18 protein-coding genes are annotated in these 15327 nt (G+C 74.0%); 12 read left to right on the forward strand and 6 right to left on the reverse strand.

Translation table 11 applies throughout. The features are described 5' to 3' along the window. Positions 1–76: 76 nt before the first annotated feature. From IE331_RS15595 to IE331_RS15605, 3 genes are all read right to left on the reverse strand, one after another. Positions 77–505 carry an MmcQ/YjbR family DNA-binding protein gene (locus IE331_RS15595; protein ID WP_201931846.1) on the reverse strand — a complete coding sequence of 143 codons (429 nt, stop codon included), beginning with the start codon at positions 503–505 and terminating at the stop codon, positions 77–79. 4 nt (positions 506–509) lie between these two features. Beyond that, a complete protein-coding gene (locus tag IE331_RS15600; RefSeq protein WP_192144393.1) occupies positions 510–878 on the reverse strand; it encodes a cupin domain-containing protein in 369 nt (122 codons plus the stop codon). 103 nt (positions 879–981) lie between these two features. Beyond that, positions 982–1434 carry a hypothetical protein gene (locus tag IE331_RS15605; protein WP_192144394.1) on the reverse strand — a complete coding sequence of 151 codons (453 nt, stop codon included), beginning with the start codon at positions 1432–1434 and terminating at the stop codon, positions 982–984. A 129-nt stretch (positions 1435–1563) separates the two neighbouring features. On the opposite strand from IE331_RS15605, the gene IE331_RS15610 reads away from it, so the two are divergent. From IE331_RS15610 to IE331_RS15625, 4 genes are all read left to right on the forward strand, one after another. Further along, positions 1564–2400, forward strand: a complete 837-nt coding sequence (locus IE331_RS15610) for a phosphatase PAP2 family protein (RefSeq protein ID WP_192144395.1) — start codon at positions 1564–1566, stop codon at positions 2398–2400. Positions 2401–2420: 20 nt separating this feature from the next. Continuing rightward, complete coding sequence (locus tag IE331_RS15615) at positions 2421–3101, forward strand: nitroreductase family protein (protein WP_192144396.1); 681 nt, start codon at positions 2421–2423, stop codon at positions 3099–3101. 86 nt (positions 3102–3187) lie between these two features. After that, positions 3188–4540 carry a short-chain fatty acid transporter gene (locus tag IE331_RS15620; protein WP_192144397.1) on the forward strand — a complete coding sequence of 451 codons (1353 nt, stop codon included), beginning with the start codon at positions 3188–3190 and terminating at the stop codon, positions 4538–4540. Positions 4541–4587: 47 nt separating this feature from the next. Continuing rightward, positions 4588–4968, forward strand: a complete 381-nt coding sequence (locus IE331_RS15625) for a cupin domain-containing protein (RefSeq protein ID WP_192144398.1) — start codon at positions 4588–4590, stop codon at positions 4966–4968. Between the two features lie 21 nt (positions 4969–4989). Here IE331_RS15625 and IE331_RS15630 read toward each other — a convergent pair whose 3' ends face one another. Then, positions 4990–5421, reverse strand: a complete 432-nt coding sequence (locus IE331_RS15630; RefSeq protein ID WP_192144550.1) for a hypothetical protein — start codon at positions 5419–5421, stop codon at positions 4990–4992. A gap of 71 nt (positions 5422–5492) precedes the next feature. Here IE331_RS15630 and IE331_RS15635 point away from each other — a divergent pair, with 71 nt between their 5' ends. Beyond that, complete coding sequence (locus IE331_RS15635; protein ID WP_201931848.1) at positions 5493–6803, forward strand: ankyrin repeat domain-containing protein; 1311 nt, start codon at positions 5493–5495, stop codon at positions 6801–6803. 23 nt (positions 6804–6826) lie between these two features. On the opposite strand, the gene IE331_RS15640 is transcribed toward IE331_RS15635, so the two are convergent. Further along, positions 6827–8458 carry a cation:proton antiporter family protein gene (locus IE331_RS15640; protein WP_192144399.1) on the reverse strand — a complete coding sequence of 544 codons (1632 nt, stop codon included), beginning with the start codon at positions 8456–8458 and terminating at the stop codon, positions 6827–6829. A 181-nt stretch (positions 8459–8639) separates the two neighbouring features. Here IE331_RS15640 and IE331_RS15645 point away from each other — a divergent pair, with 181 nt between their 5' ends. From IE331_RS15645 to IE331_RS15675, 7 genes are read left to right on the forward strand one after another with little or no spacing between them, the layout of a single operon-like run. Beyond that, a complete protein-coding gene (locus tag IE331_RS15645) occupies positions 8640–9569 on the forward strand; it encodes an Rv1678 family membrane protein (RefSeq protein WP_192144400.1) in 930 nt (309 codons plus the stop codon). Next, positions 9566–9889 (forward strand): sulfurtransferase TusA family protein, encoded by a 324-nt coding sequence (locus IE331_RS15650; RefSeq protein ID WP_192144401.1) that lies wholly within the window; start codon positions 9566–9568, stop codon positions 9887–9889. The genes IE331_RS15645 and IE331_RS15650 overlap by 4 nt, the downstream gene beginning before the upstream one ends. Next, positions 9886–10245, forward strand: a complete 360-nt coding sequence (locus IE331_RS15655; RefSeq protein ID WP_192144402.1) for a DsrE family protein — start codon at positions 9886–9888, stop codon at positions 10243–10245. Before IE331_RS15650 ends, IE331_RS15655 begins: the two co-directional genes overlap by 4 nt. 17 nt (positions 10246–10262) lie before the next feature. After that, positions 10263–11405 carry a radical SAM protein gene (locus tag IE331_RS15660; RefSeq protein ID WP_192144403.1) on the forward strand — a complete coding sequence of 381 codons (1143 nt, stop codon included), beginning with the start codon at positions 10263–10265 and terminating at the stop codon, positions 11403–11405. After that, a complete protein-coding gene (locus tag IE331_RS15665; protein ID WP_192144404.1) occupies positions 11396–12337 on the forward strand; it encodes a putative selenate ABC transporter substrate-binding protein in 942 nt (313 codons plus the stop codon). The genes IE331_RS15660 and IE331_RS15665 overlap by 10 nt, the downstream gene beginning before the upstream one ends. Beyond that, positions 12334–13080 carry a phosphonate ABC transporter ATP-binding protein gene (locus IE331_RS15670; protein WP_192144405.1) on the forward strand — a complete coding sequence of 249 codons (747 nt, stop codon included), beginning with the start codon at positions 12334–12336 and terminating at the stop codon, positions 13078–13080. The genes IE331_RS15665 and IE331_RS15670 overlap by 4 nt, the downstream gene beginning before the upstream one ends. Next, the gene (locus IE331_RS15675) at positions 13077–14825 is read left to right on the forward strand and encodes a PhnE/PtxC family ABC transporter permease (protein WP_192144406.1); all 1749 of its coding nucleotides are present in this window, start codon (positions 13077–13079) and stop codon (positions 14823–14825) included. The genes IE331_RS15670 and IE331_RS15675 overlap by 4 nt, the downstream gene beginning before the upstream one ends. On the opposite strand, the gene IE331_RS15680 is transcribed toward IE331_RS15675, so the two are convergent. Continuing rightward, entirely contained in the window at positions 14801–15325 is a 525-nt protein-coding gene (locus tag IE331_RS15680) for a redoxin domain-containing protein (RefSeq protein WP_192144407.1), read from the reverse strand. The two genes, IE331_RS15675 and IE331_RS15680, sit on opposite strands and share 25 nt — an antisense overlap. Positions 15326–15327 lie beyond the last annotated feature (2 nt).

Genomic DNA, 15327 nt, shown 5'->3' on the forward strand with positions numbered 1-15327 from the left:
TGCCACCGCAGCCTAGGTCAGCCCTCGCGGGGGCGGTGCGGCATTGCCGGAATCCGGGACGACGGTCGGCGGCCGATCAGCCGGGAGGCGGGTGGTCGCGGAGCCACGCGTCCGCGCGGCGTCGGGAGGCCTGGGAGAGCCAGGCGTCCTGGACGATCTCGGCCAGCTCCTGACGACTGATCTCGCCGATCCGGCTGGCCCGCACCAGCACCGACGGGTGGCCGCCGAAGTGGGGCGTGGTGAAGTACGGCGACGCCTCGTCCTGGACCATGGCCTGCTTGTCCGCCTCCGAGCCCACCCAGACCACGATGACGTCGTCGTAGCGCTCCCCGGTCTCCGGGTCGGTCGCGTCGGGGCGCGGGTTGCGGAAGAAGACGAAGGACTTGCGGCCGACCTGGTAGATCGGGTTGTCCGCGGTCCCGGTGTCGACCGTGACGTGTGGCATGGACAGTGCCAGGGCGTGCACGTCCTCGACCCGGGCCGGACGGTCGCCGCGGGTCGACACGGGCTCAGGTCAGGCTGTCGTCGGGGCCGGCGGTGAGCGGGCCCCCTGCGTCACCGGTGTTCACGACCCCGACGGGCTCGATCAGCAGCGCGTGCACCTCGCCGTCCGCCACGGGGCAGTGCTCGACCCCGCGCGGCACGACGTAGAGCTGGCCGGGACCCAGGGTCACGTCCCCGTCCCGCAGCTGGACGGTCAGCTCCCCGTCGACGACGAGGAACAGCTCGTCGGTGTCGTCGTGGGCGTGCCAGACGAACTCGCCCTGCACCTTCACGACCTTGATCTCGTAGTCGTTCATCCGGGCCACCACCTTCGGTGACCAGAGATCGGAGAACAGCGAGAGCCTCTCGGCGAGGTCGACCACCTTCTCGGCCATGCGGCCAGCCTCCCATAGGGCCGGGGACGCGCGGCGGCCCGACACAAGCGACGGGTCGGCGGGGCTCGGCCCGACACAAGCGACGGGTCGGCACTGACCCGGGCTAGGGGACCGGCGGGACCTCGACCTCCGCGGTGCCGCCGCCGTACCCGTTCTCCGTGTCGTGCCCCTCCACGGTGACCGTCGACACGCCCTCGGGGATCTGCACCCCGGTCTGGGTGCGGGTGAACGGCTGCTCGGAGGCGTGGTCGTGGCCCAGCGTCATCTCGCCCAGGACCTCCCGGTCCGGGCCGAGGACCCGCCAGCCGTCGGCGTACCGGTCCGGTGAGTCGTACGGCGAGCTGACGGTCACGTCCAGCCGGTAGGTGCCCGCGCCCTCGGCGGTGATCTCGACCCCGGTGATGTCGGGGAAGTCCGCGTCGGAGCCGGTCCCCTCCGCGGTCGGGCCGCCGGCCCCGTCTCCGGCGTCGGAGGAGCACCCGGCGAGCGCGACCACGGCGAGCAGGATCGCGGCGAGGAGGCGGAGGAGGGTCGGTCCCGATCGGCTGGCGCGCATGCCCCCAGCCAAGCACGCGGACCGTGAGCCTCCCTGAGGTCGGCGCCCGGGAGCCCCGAGGGGGAGCCCGGGGTCGGTCGGGTGATCACCCCGATGTGCCGGCCGGGCGACCGGTGGTCGGCTCGGACCATGAGCATCCTGGACCGGGCGCCGGCGCCCCTGTCGGTCCCGTCCCTGCCGCGGCTCACGGCTCCGGCCCGGCCCCGGATCCCGTTCCTCGTGGCCCAGCTGGCTCTCCTGACGGTCGCGGTCGGCGTCTACTTCGGGGTGCGCAACCTGACCGCCGGGGACGCCGCCCTCGCCGAGCGGAACGCCGGCTGGCTGGTGGGGCTGGAGCGCTCGCTGGGCCTCTACCTCGAGCGGGACGTGCAGCAGTGGGCGCTCGGGCTCGACGGGCCGGTGGTGGCCGTGGTCAACGCGATCTACATCTGGGGCCACTGGCCGGTCATCGCCGCGACGCTGACCTGGCTGGCCGTGCGGCACCGCGAGGCGTTCCGGGTGCACCGCAACGCGCTGCTGCTCTCGGGGCTGGTCGGCATGGTGATCGTGGCCGGGTTCCCCGTCGCCCCGCCGCGGCTGATGGACCTCGGCTTCGTCGACACGGTCACGGCGCACTCGGACGCCTACCGGGTGCTGCAGCCGCCGTCGTTCACCAACCAGTACGCCGCAATGCCCAGCTTCCACGTCGGGTGGGACCTGCTCATGGGGATCGCCCTGGCGCGGGAGGCGAGCCGGGCCTGGGTCCGGGCGATCGGTCGGGCGCTGCCGGTGCTGATGCTCGTCGCGGTGGTCGTCTCCGGGAACCACTACCTCCTCGACGCGGTGGTCGGCGACGCGATCGTGCTCGGCTCACTGGCGATCGCGACCGCGTGGGCGGCGCGCCCCGGCGTACGGCCGGATCCACCCGCCCTCCCGCGCCGCCCGCGGCCCGACTCCCCCGACGCACCATCCCGTCGGAGGGGGTGAGGACGCGAGAGGGTGGAGCCATGCCTGCCTCGAACCCAGCGGACCCCACGGAACCGACCGCCTTCGTCCCGGCGCCGGACCTGGCCCTGCCCGACGACCTCGCGCGGGCCCGGGTGGCCGGCTTCACCGAGGACCTGCTCCGGCGACGTACCGTCCGGGAGTTCAGCGACCGGCCGATCCCCGACGGCGTCCTGGAGGACGCGATCCGGGCCGCGGCCAGCGCACCGAGCGGGGCGCACGTCCAGCCCTGGCGGTTCGTGGTCGTCACCGACCCGGAGGTCCGCTCCCGGCTGCGGGCGGCCGCCGAGGCCGAGGAGCGCGAGTTCTACGAGCGTCGAGCCTCGGAGGAGTGGCTGGCCGCGCTGCGGCGACTCGGCACCGACGCCGAGAAGCCCTTCCTCGAGGACGCGCCCGCGCTGATCGCCGTCTTCGAGGTGCACAAGGGCCCGCACTCCCCGCGCCCCTACTACGTCAAGGAGTCCGTCGGTATCGCCGTCGGCTTCCTGCTGGCCGCGCTGCACCAGGCCGGCCTGGCCACGCTCACCCACACCCCCAGCCCGATGCGCTTCCTCAACGAGATCCTCGACCGGCCGCCGGAGGAGCGGGGGTTCCTGCTGGTCCCGGTCGGCTACCCGGCTCCCGGTGCGACGGTGCCGGCGCTGGACCGGAAGCCCCTCGAGGAGGTGCTGGTCCGGCGCTGAGCACGGTTTGACGCGTACGACGAGCCCGGGCAGTCTCGCCCCGAGCTCCGGTATCGGGTCGGAGCCTTCTCTCGGGAGGTGGCCGGATGTTGCATCGGGTGGCAGGCGCGTCGAGTCGGGTCGTGGAGCGCTGGATCCCAGGGTCCTTCGTGTTCGCGGTCGCGTTGACCCTGGTCGTCGCCGTGATGGCCCTGACCATGACCGACGTGGGTGCGCAGGAGCTGGTGCTCGGCTGGGGTGACGGGCTGGCGGGGCTGCTGGCGTTCATGACCCAGATCGCGCTGGTGCTGCTGCTGGGCTACACGCTGGCCAACCTCCCACCGGTGCGGCGACTGCTCGCCCGGATCGCCGGCCTCCCACGCACCCCGCGCGCGGCGTACGCGTTCCTCGTCGTCGTGGCCGGGCTCGCCTCCCTGCTGAGCTTCGGCCTCGGCCTGATCGTGGGCGGCGTCCTCGCGGTCGAGCTGGCCCGCCAGTTCCGGGAGCGCGGGGTCGCCCTGCACTACCCGCTGCTGGTCGCCTCGGCCTACAGCGGGTTCGTGGTCTGGCACATGGGCTACTCCGGATCCGGCCCGCTCAACGCGGCCACCGAGGGCGGGGTCTACGACACCGTGCTCGAGCGGGACCTGGTCCCGGTCTCCGAGACCATCTTCACCGGCTGGAACATCGCGGCCGTCGTCGTGGTCCTCGTGGTGCTCGCGGTCGCCCTGCCGATGATGGCGCCGACCGGCCGGGACGCGGTCCGGGCGGCACCGGACGCGGCCCTGGTCGAGCCGACCGACGACCAGCCGGTCGCCGGGGAGGCCGGGTCGCCGGCCGACTGGGTGGAGCGCTCTCGGGCGGTGACGACGACCATGGGCCTGGCGCTGGGCCTCTACCTGGTGGTGCACTTCGCCGACCGCGGCTTCGACCTGACCCTCGACATCGTGAACTGGACCTTCCTGGCCCTGGTGCTGCTGGTGGTCGGCAACGCCCGCGAGCTCGCCGTCCTGGTCTCCCGCGGTGGTCGGACCGTGGGCGAGGTGCTCCTGCAGTACCCGCTCTACGCCGGGATCGCCGCGATGATGAGCGTCAGCGGCCTGGTCGAGCTGCTCAGCGAGGCCGTCGTCGACGCCGCCGGCCCGGCGACGCTCGGCGTGTTCGCCTTCCTCGCGGCCGGCCTGCTCAACGTGTTCATCCCCTCCGGTGGTGGTCAGTTCGCGGTCCAGGCGCCGATCTTCTCCGGCGCCGCCGACAGCCTCGGCGTGGACCAGTCCGTGGTGATCATGGCGATCGCCTACGGCGACCAGTGGACGAACATGATCCAGCCGTTCTGGGCGGTGCCTTTGCTCGCGGTCGCCGGTCTGAAGGTGCGCGACATCCTCGGCTACACCAGCGTGGTGCTGGTCCTCTCGGGCCTGGTCTTCGCGGGCACCCTGCTGGTCGTCGGCGCCGGCTGAGGTCCGTCTCCCGAGACCTCGGCTCGGTCCGGGCCTAGGCTGGGGGCATGAGCGAACCGGTCCGGGTCATCGGCGCCGACGAGCTGGTCGAGGCCGACCCGACGTACGGCATGCTCCGCAGCCGCGCCTTCGAGGTGGCCGGGCTGTGGTCCGGGCAGGTGGTCACCGCGCCCGGCGCGGTCTCCGGGTGGCACCACCACGACTCGAACGTCTCGAGCCTGTACGTCGTGCGCGGCGTGCTGCGGCTGGAGTGCGAGGGCGTCGAGGGTCATGTCGAGGCCCGGGCGGGGGACTACATCCACGTGCCGGCGTTCACCGTGCACCGCGAAAGCAACCCGACCTCCGAGCCGTCCGTGGCGGTCATCGCCCGGGCCGGGACCGGGGTGCCGACGATCAACGTCGACACGGCGCCGCCACCGCACGACTGAGCGCTCCGCGGACCTGCTGCGCTACCGGTCGCCCTTGGGACCCGCGTGGTCCGGTGGGCCGGCGTGGTCGGGTGCTCCGGCGTGGTCCTTGGGTCCGGCGTGGTCGGGTGGTCCGGCGTGGTCGGGTGGTCCGGCGTGGTCGGGCGGACCGGATCGCTCGTCGCCGTGCTTGGCCTTGTCGTGACCGCGGGCCTTGTCCTTGTGCTTGTGCCCGTGCTTGTGCCCGTGCTTGTCCCCGTGCTTGCCCTGGTGCTTGTCCTTCTCGTAGCCGCGGACCGGGTCCGCGTCCTCGTCCCCGTCGGCGGTGTCCGACTGCGACGACACCGGCGCCGGGGCGTCGGGTGCGGACAGCGCCATCCCGACCGCGCCGGACAGCACGACCAGGCCGCCGGCGACACCGGCCACGATCAGTGACTTCACCTCGGACCCCCCGTCCGTCTCGGTCTCCAGCATCGCCCCTCGCCCGGCTCCGCACCATGGTCTGATCGGGCGGTCGTGCCGGGCCCGCATGGCACAGTGGTGTGGTGCGCGTCCGAGCCGTGGGGGTGACGGTGGCCGCGGTGGCGGCGGTCACCGCCTGCTCCGCGTCCCCGGAGACCGGCCGCGCGGGGACGACCGCGGATCCGTCGGTCACGGCGGGCACGGGAGACACCGGCCCGCCCAGGGCGAGCGCGGATCGGCCGACCCTCTCGGCGGCACCGGACGCCTCGCCCCCGTCCCTGACGCCGGCCGAGCAGCGGGAGCTGGACGAGCGGCTGGTGGACGCGGCCTGGGACGCCGACGTCGACCGCGCCCGACGACTGATCGCACGGGGCGCCGACGTCGACTGGCGCGACGACACCCAGCAGAGCGCGTTCCTGATCGCGACCAGCGAGGGACCGCTCGAGCTGCTGGAGCTGACCCTGGACTCTGGCGCCGACGTCGGCCTGCACGACGGCTTCGACGGCACCGGCCTGATCCGGGCGGCCGAGCGCGGCCTCGGGCAGGTCGTCGGTCGACTGCTGCAGACCGACATCGAGGTCGACCACGTCAACAACCTCGGCTGGGTCGCGCTGCACGAGGCGATCATCCTCGGGGACGGCTCCCGCGGGTACGTCGACACGGTGCGGGCGCTGGTCGCCGGCGGTGCCGACCTGGAGGTCACCCCGGTCCGCGACGGCATCGCCCCGGTCGAGCACGCCCGGTCCCGTGGGCAGGACGCCGTCGTCGCCACGCTGAGCAGGGCACTGGCGGATCCCGCCCCGCGCGACCCCGATCGGGCGCTGCTCGCCGCCGCCGCTGCCGGTGACGCGGACCGGGCAGCGGTCGCGCTGCGGGCCGGGGCCGACCTCGAGGCCCGCGACTCCCGTGAGCGCACCCCGCTCCTGCTGGCCGTCACCGAGGAGCGGCTCGCGGTGGCCCGGTTGCTGGTCGCCCTCGGCGCCTCGCCGGACGCCTTCGACGACCGGCACGACACCCCCTGGCTGGTCACCGGGGTCACCGGCTCGGTCCCCATGGCGGAGGTGCTGCTCGCCCACGACCCGGACCTGGGGATCCGGAACCGGTTCGGCGGCACCTCGATCATCCCGGCCAGCGAGCGCGGCCACGTCGACTACGTGCGTCGCGTCGCGCGGACCGGCATCGACCTCGACCACGTCAACGACCTCGGCTGGACCGCCCTCCTCGAGGCCGTCATCCTCGGCGACGGGTCGCGGCCCTACCAGCGGATCGTGCGGATCCTGCTCGCGGCCGGGGCCGATCCGGGGATCGCCGACCGGGACGGTGTCACCGCCCTCGAGCACGCGATCTCCGGAGGCCAGACCCGGGTGGCGCGACTCCTGGCGCGCGCCGGCTGAGTTCTCGACGCGCCCGCGCGGGGTCAGTCGCCGGGCGGGTCCTCGCGCGGTCCGACGTCGTGGGGGAGCTCGTCGGAGGGACGGAGCCCGGCCGACTCGGCGGCCCGGTCGGCCAGGGCGGCCCCGGCGCCGTCGTAGATCTGGAGACCGGTGTCGGCGCCGTGCTGACGGGCCTGGTCCAGGTCCTCGTCGTAGCGCGTGACCACGGCGACGGTGCCGGAGTAGCCGCCGTCCTGCAACCGCCCCAGCGCCTCGAGGTTGCGGCCGTGGAAGGGCATCGCCAGCAGCACCAGGCGCACGTCCCCGGGGCGGAGCCGGGCCCAGAAGTCGGGGTCGGTGGCGTCGCCCTCGACGACGTCCAGCCCGGCTGCCCGGAGCCGGTGCACCCGGTCCGGGTCGCTCTCGATGCCGACCGCGACGAGCCCGTACTCGTGTGTCAGCTGCGCGTGCGCGGCTCGGCCGACCCGGCCCATCCCCAGGACGACCGCGTCCGCGTGCCCGACCTCGATCGGGCGGTCCTCGGGGTGCAGCCGGCTCGGGGGGCGGTCCGGCAGCAGCCGCCTGGCCGCCCCGACCAGTCGCTCACCGGCCCGTCCTGAGGGGAGCGCGCTCAGCACGAAGCTGGCCGCGACCGCGGTGGCCAGGACCAGCACCCACTCCTCGCCCAGCAGCTCGTCGGAGGCGGCCACCGCCACGATCAGCCCGAACTCCGAGAAGTTGGCCAACCTCGCCGCGGTGAGCACGGCGGTACGCCGCCGCAGGCCGCCGACGCGGAGCAGCAGCGTGAAGCCGAGCGCCTTGAGCGGGAGCAGCAGGAGCAGCGCGGCCGCCACCAGCAGGTGCTCGGCGGTCGGGAGGCCGCCCAGCCCGATGGAGACGAAGAACCCGACCAGCAGCAGGTCCTTCAGCGTGAACAGGCTCTTCGCGAGCTCCTCCGAGCCCGGGTGGGAGGCCAGCAGCACGCCGACCACGAGGGCGCCCAGGTCCCCCTTCAGGCCGAGCGCCTCGAACAGTGCGAACCCCGGCACCAGCGCCAGGGTCAGACCCAGCAGGGGTCGCAGCTCGTCGTGGCCCAGGGTGTCCAGCAGGCGGCGGAGCAGCAGCGCCCCGGGCAGCAGCAGGACAAGCAGGGCCGCCCAAGGGCTCGGCGGGTGCCCGGCGGCCGCGGCCAGGAAGACGACGGCCGCGAGGTCCTGGAAGACCAGGATCCCGATCGCCGTGCGGCCCCCCAGCGACCGGATCGCGCTGCGCTCCTCCAGCCGTCGCACCACGAACACGGTGCTGGAGAAGGAGAGGGCGAAGCCGACCAGCAGCCAGGTGCGCCAGTCCTCGCCCTCCACCAGGCCCACCCCGACCACCGCCATGGCGGCCAGGAGCGCGGTGCCCAGCGCCGCCGACACCGCCAGGTGCACCGAGGCGGTCAGCCACACCTCGCGCCGACCCAGGCTCCGGACGTCGAGCTTCAGCCCGACCCCGAACAGCAGCAACGTGACGCCCAGGTCGGCGACGGTGTCCAGCGCCGGGACCGCGCCTACCCCCATGGCGTGCAGGACGAACCCGGCCACCAGGAACCCGGTGAGCGGTGGCAGCCGGACCCACCTGGCGACCAGGCCGGCGGCCAGGGCGACCACCAGGATCAGCGACGCGTCGTCCATGGGCCCTCCTGCCGGCCAGTGTCAGGCCATTCTCCCGGCCATTCTCGCAGCGATCCGCGGGGCGCCTGTGGGGGCGGCGTAAGGCTTTCGTCACCTCGCGGGAAGCATGTGGCGCACCGACCGGGTTACGGTGCACAGACGGGGCGACCACGACAGAGGACGGACGGCGATGTCTGGGACGGTGACCGACCGCCTGACCTGGGTGCTGGCACCCGCTGTGGAGGACGGACCCCGATCGCACGCGATCGCGGCGGCCGGCCTGCGGATCCTCGTGGGCGTGATGTGGCTCTACAACGTCTCCTGGAAGCGGGCCCCCGACTTCGGGCAGGAGGCCGAGAACGGGCTGTACAAGTTCACCAGCTTCGCGGTCAGCGACCCGGTCTTCCCTCCGTTCAGCTGGGTGGTCGAGAAGCTGGTCCTGCCGAACTTCGAGATCTTCGGCTGGGGCGTGCTGGCCTCGGAGACCGCGCTCGCGGTGCTGCTGCTCAGCGGCGCCTTCGTGCGGGTCGCGGCCCTGCTCGGCGTGGCCCAGTCGGTGGCGATCGCCCTCTCGGTGACCGTGGCCCCGCACGAGTGGCCCTGGTCCTACTACCTCATGATCGGTGCCCACCTGCTGATCCTGTTCAGTGCCGCGGGACGGTACGCCGCGGTCGACGCGGTGCGAGCGGGCCGCGGCGGCGTCCGGCTGGGCACGGTCTGGGGCGGCCTGGCCGTCGTCGCCGGACTGATCGCCGCGGCCGTCTCGCTGGGCGACCCGTTCGCGGCAGCCGGCACCAACCTCGGCACCTCCGACTTCTCGGTGGGCATCGGGCGCTACAACCTGCTCGGCGGTGTGCTGCTCGTGGCGGTCGGCGTGCTGCTGCTCCTCGCGGCCCGGGGCGGCCGCGCCGCGCTGGCGTGGGCGGCGGCCGGCCTGGGCGCGCTGGGTGCGCTCTCCCTCTACGCCCAGCTGGGCTTCACGGACCCGATCCTCGGCGGCTCACCCACGACCGCCGCGGTCTACCTCGCCTGCGCAGCGGTCGCGGCCGGCCTCGCCCTCGCGGACCGAGGCGCCCGGCCAGGTGCCCGGCCCGCGGTCGACTCCGAGCATTCGGACCGGGCGGCGCCTTGATCGTCGTCGACGGCGGTGACCGCGCCTGCGGGGAGCTGCTGCTCGTCCTCGCCGGGCGAGCGCGAGGTCTCCCGGCCGACTCGCCGGTTCGGCTCATCGCCACCGACCCGGCCGCCGCCATCGACCTCCCCGCCTGGTGCCACCTGACCGGCCACCACTTCGCGGGCCGCGGCGTGCTGGCCGACGACGGCCGGCCCTACTACGACGTGGTCACCTCCGCCTCGGGGCGGCGATCCGACCCGGCCCGACCCTGGCGGCTGGCCCCCGCCACCGCAGTCCCGTCCGAGCAAGAGTCCGACAACCGAGAGGAACACCCATGAACGGCCTCGTCATCAACCTCACCCACTCCGTCGACGACGTCGACCGCACCAGCGTCGCCATGGTCGTCGCCGGCGCGTCGGTCGCCTCGGACCAGAAGACCACGGTCTTCCTCTCCAGCGAGGGCACGCGCCTGGCTGCCAAGGGGGTCGCCGAGGACCTCCACGAGGAGGGCTTCGCCCCCATGTCCGAACTCGTGTCCAACTACGTCGCCGCCGGCGGCACGTTCCTCGTGTGCAGCCCGTGCGCCAAGAAGCGGGACATCGGCGAGGACGACCTCATCGAGGGCGCCAGTGTCGTCGGAGGGGCCACGCTGGTCGCCCTCCTCGCCGACGGCGCCGCCTCGCTGTCCTTCTGATCCCCCGGGAGAAGCCCATGACCGGCACGACCGGCTCCACCGCGCCCACCGGCGCCGACCAGGCGCGGCAGCTCGAGCAGCTCCCGGTCGCCACCGAGTACGACGGCGGCGACATGGACTGCGGCAGCGGGCTGCTGCTCGCGATCACGTCCCGGATCCGCGCGATCGACCCGGGCGAGACGATGCTGCTGCACACCACGGAGCCCTCGGTGCTCGCCGACCTGCCCGCCTGGGCCAGGCTCGCCGGGCACGAGCTCGTCGGCACGACCAACGACGAGGGCGACGGGGCCTGGCGGCTCTGGGTGCGCCGGGGGGAGGCTCGGACCGCCGGGTCGCGGGCTCCCGCACCGGAGGTGGAATACTCCTCCGGCGCACCGGCGCCGCTGGGCACCCGGCTCTGGCTGTACTCCAACTTCCACTGCAACCTGGCCTGCGCCTACTGCTGCGCCGGCTCCTCACCGCAGGCGGAGGCCCGGCTGATGCCGGTGGAGATGGCGGCCAGCGCGGCCACCGAGTTCGCGGCCCAGGGCGGACGGGAGCTGCTGGTCACCGGCGGCGAGCCGTTCCTGCACCCCGAGCTGGGGGCCCTGGTCGCGGCCACCTCGGCGGAGGTCCCGGTGACCCTGCTGACCAATGCCATGGTGTTCGAGCGGGGCCGGCGTCGCGAGACGCTCGAGTCGTTCGACCGCGACCGCGTGGTGCTGCAGATCAGCCTCGACTCCGTCGGTCCCGGCCTGCACGACCGGCAGCGGGGCAAGGGCTCGCACGCCAAGGCGATGTCCGGGATCCGGCTCGCCAGTGAGCTCGGGTTCACCGTGCGGGTCGCGGCGACCTACACACCGGAGGACGCCGGCGAGGCCGGCGACCTGCACCGGGCGCTGGGCGCACTCGGCATCGCCGAGGAGGACCAGCTGATCCGGCCGGTCGCCCACGAGGGGTTCGCCGAGGGCGGGGTCGAGATCTCCCTGGACACCGTCGAGCCCGAGCCCACCCTGACCGCCGACGGTGCCTGGTGGCACCCCGTGGGTGTGACCAACCGCCACCTCAAGGTGGCCGACGCCCCGTTGCCCGTCGCCCACGTGCTCGACGTCATGCGCGACGTCGTCGAGGTCCAGCAGGCAGCCGGCGACCAAGGACGGACGGTATTCCGATGCACCTGACCCCCACCTCCCCGCTGCGCGGCTCCCTCGGCAGACGCGGCTTCCTGCTCGGCTCGGCGGGGGTGGTCCTGCTGGCCGCCTGCGGTGGCACCGACGACGGCGGGGATGCGGCCTCCGCCGGCCCGCTGGGCATCTCGGCGATCCCGGACCAGGATCCGGAGCTGCTCAACCGGCTCTACCCGGACGTGGCCGCGCGGTTCGCGGACAGCACCGGGCTGGAGGTGACCTACACCCCGCTGACCGACTACACGGCGGTGGTCCGGGCCTTCGAGGTCGGCGACATCCACCTGGCCTGGATGGGCGGGCTGACCGGAGTCCAGGCACGGTCCCGGGTGCCCGGCTCCGAGGCGATCGCCCAGCGCGACATCGACGCCGACTTCCACAGCCTCTTCATCGCGAACACCCGGTCGGGGTTGGAGCCGTTCACGGAGATCGACGGCCTCACCGCCCTCGCGGGGCACAGCCTCACCTTCGGCTCGGAGACCTCGACCTCCGGCCGGCTGATGCCGCAGTTCTTCATGCAGGAGGGCGGGCTCGACGAGGCCGACCTCAAGGGACAGCCCGGCTTCTCCGGCTCCCACGACGCGACGATCGAGGCGGTGGCCTCGGGCAGCTTCGAGGTCGGCGCGGTGAACGAGCAGGTCTGGACGGCAACCGAGGAGGCCGGCGAGGTCGACCTGAGCGAGGTCCAGGTGTTGTGGCGCACCCCCGGCTACGCCGACTACCACTGGCTGGCCCGCCCGGACCTCGACGACACCTTCGGCGCCGGCACCCTCGACAAGGTCACGGAGCTGCTGCTCGGACTCGATGCGGCGAACGAGGAGGACGCCGGCATCCTCGAGCTGTTCGGCGCCGAGACCTTCGTGGCGACCGAGAACGCCAACTACGACCAGATCGAGGCGGTGGCCATGGAGCAGGGGCTCCTGGCGTGAGCCCCGGCGCGCCCGTCGTGCGGCTCCGCGGCGCCGGGCGCACGTTCGGAGCGACCGCCGCCCTGCAGGACACCGACCTCACGGTGCACGCCGGCGAGCGGGTCGCGCTGCTCGGCGCGAGCGGTGCCGGCAAGAGCACGCTGCTCTCGCTGCTCAACGGATCCCTCCGTGCGACGTCCGGCACGGTCGAGGTGCTGGGGCAGGAGATGACCGGGCTGGCCTCGGGCCGGCTGCGCGCGCTGCAGCGCCGGATCGGCACCGTCCAGCAGGGCCTCGACCTGATCGAGCAGGTCCGGGTGGTGCACAACGTCAACGCCGGTCGGTTGGGCCACTGGAGCACGCCGCGGGCGCTGTCGACGTTCCTGTGGCCGCGGGAGTCCTCGGAGGCCCAGCGGGCCCTCGACCGGGTCGGCCTGGACTGGGCGCTGTTCGAGCGCACGGAGCGGCTCTCCGGCGGTGAGCGGCAGCGGGTGGCGATCGCCCGGCTGCTGGTCCAGCGCCCGGAGCTGGTGCTCGCCGACGAGCCGGTCTCGAGCCTGGACCCGACCCGGGCGGCGGAGATCCTGCGACTGCTCCACGAGCCCGAGGAGGCCCGGGCCCTGGTGGTCAGCCTGCACCAGCCGGAGCTCGCCCGCCGGCACTGCACCCGCGCGGTGGGGCTGCGGGCGGGCCGCGTGGTCTTCGACGTCGCCGCCGACCAGATCGACGAGTCGCTGCTCACCGAGCTGTACGAGCTGACGTGAGCACCGCGCTCGACCGGCCTGCGGCTCCCGGCTCACCTCGCCCGACCGCCCGCCCGCGGGTGACCGCGCGGGTCGTGCTCGCCCGCAGGCTGCTGGCCGTGGCGATCGTCGTCCTACCGGTGCTGTGGGCCCTGCACCGGTCGTTCTCGGGCGGCACGGCCGTGGTGAACACCGGCGGGTTGCGGCTGCTCGCGGACCTCGGCGCCTCGGTGCTGGACCCGGCCCTGGCGCCGGACTTCCTCGCCCGGGTGGCCGACGCCGCGCTGGTGACGGTGGTCTTCGCCGCGCTCGGCACGGCCGGAGCCCTGGTGATCGGCGCCGCCGGCGGGCTGGTCCTCAGCGACATCGCCTGGTCCCGGCGGCCTGCCCCGTGGCTGCGAGGAGTCCGGCTCGTGCTGAGGGGCGCTCTCGTCGCGATCCGCTCGATCCACGAGGTCATCTGGGCGCTGCTGTTCGTCAGCGTGCTGGGGCTGGACCCGCTGGTCGCGGTGCTGGCGATCGCCCTGCCCTTCGGCGCCCAGACCGCCAAGGTGTTCAGCGAGACCCTCGACGGCGTCCCGCACGGCTCCCTGCTCGCGCTGCGCCATGCCGGAGCCCGGCCCGGGCCGGCGCTGGCCTACGGCCTGCTGCCCGGGGCGACCCCGCTGCTGCTGTCGTACTCGTTCTACCGGTTCGAGTGCGCGATCCGCTCGGCCGTCCTCCTCGGTGTGGTGGGGATCGGCGGGCTCGGCCAGGAGCTGGTCGTCAGCCTGCAGTCCCGCAACTGGGACGAGGTGTGGACGCTGATCGGGGCGGTGCTGGTGCTCTCGGCACTGGTGGACGCCTGGAGCAGCAGGATCCGCGCGGACGTCTCGGTCGCGAGCTGCTCGGACTGGTCGGCCGGTGACGCGGCCCGGGCGACCCGGCCCTCCCCGTGGGCGCGCTGGTCGCTCGCCCTGCTGCCCCTGGTCCTGGTCGCGTCCTGGATCGCCTCGGGGGTCTCGCTGGCCGGGCTCACCTCGGCCCGGACCCGCGACCTGACCGTGAGCCTGCTGGAGGACATGCTGCCGCCCGAGCTGCCGCCGGGGGGCGTGCCCGAGCTCTCCGGGGCGGTGCTCGACACCGTGGCGATGGCGGTCCTGGCCATGGTGCTCGCGGTCGGGATCACCCTGCTGGTGGCCCCGTGGGCGACCAGGCCGTGGTCCACCCGTGGCGGCACCGGCCCCGCGGGCGGCGGCGTGGCCGCGGGCGCCGTACGCCGGGTGCTGTGGATCGGCAGCCGGCTCCTGCTGCTGGTGCTGCGGTCGGTGCCGCCGCCGGTCTGGGCGGTCGTCGCGCTGCTCGCGCTGTTCCCCGGCGTGCTGCCCGGTGCGGTGGCGCTGGGGCTCTACACCGGAGGCATCCTCGGCCGGCTGGTCGCCGAGGCCTGGGAGAGCCTCGACCGCCGGTCCCTCGAGGCCCTGCTGCATGCCGGGGTACGCCGCCCGGTCGCGGCGGCCGCGGCCCTGACGCCGGCCTCGACGCACCACCTGGTCACGTTCACGCTGTACCGCTTCGAGATCTGCGTGCGGGACACCGCGGTGGTGGGCGTGGTGGGCGCCGCCGGCCTGGGCCGCCTGCTCACCGAGAACCTCGTCGCGTTCCGGTTCCCGGTGGTGGCCACCGTGCTGGTGGCCTCCTTCGGGGTCAGCCTCGCGAGCGAGGTCCTCGGCAGGCGGCTACGCGCCGCCCTGCGCGGGACTCAGGCGGCGCCGCGCGCCGGGTAGTCCGCGTCCTGGGCGAACTTCAGCCCGGCCAGCAGGTCGTCGATGGCGGGCCGGCCGAAGGGCATCGTCGAGACGTTGCTCCAGAACAGGCTGCCGTCGGAGTCGAGCACGAAGATGCCGGGCTCGTTGAAGACCGCCGGCTCGCCCTCCTTGATCGAGGTGGAGACGAACAGGCCCCACTCGCGGGCCGACTCCTCGGTCAGGCCGTGCGCGACCGGGAGGTCGGACAGGTGCCAGTCCTGCACCAGCTGCGCGCTGCGCTCGGGCGTCTCCATGCTGACCGCCACGACTCGGCCGACGCCGCCCTCGCGCAGGTCGGAGAGCCGGCGGTCCAGCTCGCCGAGCTGCTTGCGGCACACCGGGCAGTGCAGGCCGCGGAAGAAGACCACGACCGAGAACCGGCCGTCGGCGCCCGTGCCCAGCGCCAGGTCGTCGGTGCTGCCTCCGCCGGTGAGGGGGAGGTCGAGGACGGGTGTGGGGCGGGTGGGTGTGAGTGTCATAC

The sequence above is a fragment of the Nocardioides donggukensis genome, from assembly GCF_014842875.1.
Lineage (GTDB): Bacteria > Actinomycetota > Actinomycetes > Propionibacteriales > Nocardioidaceae > Nocardioides > Nocardioides donggukensis.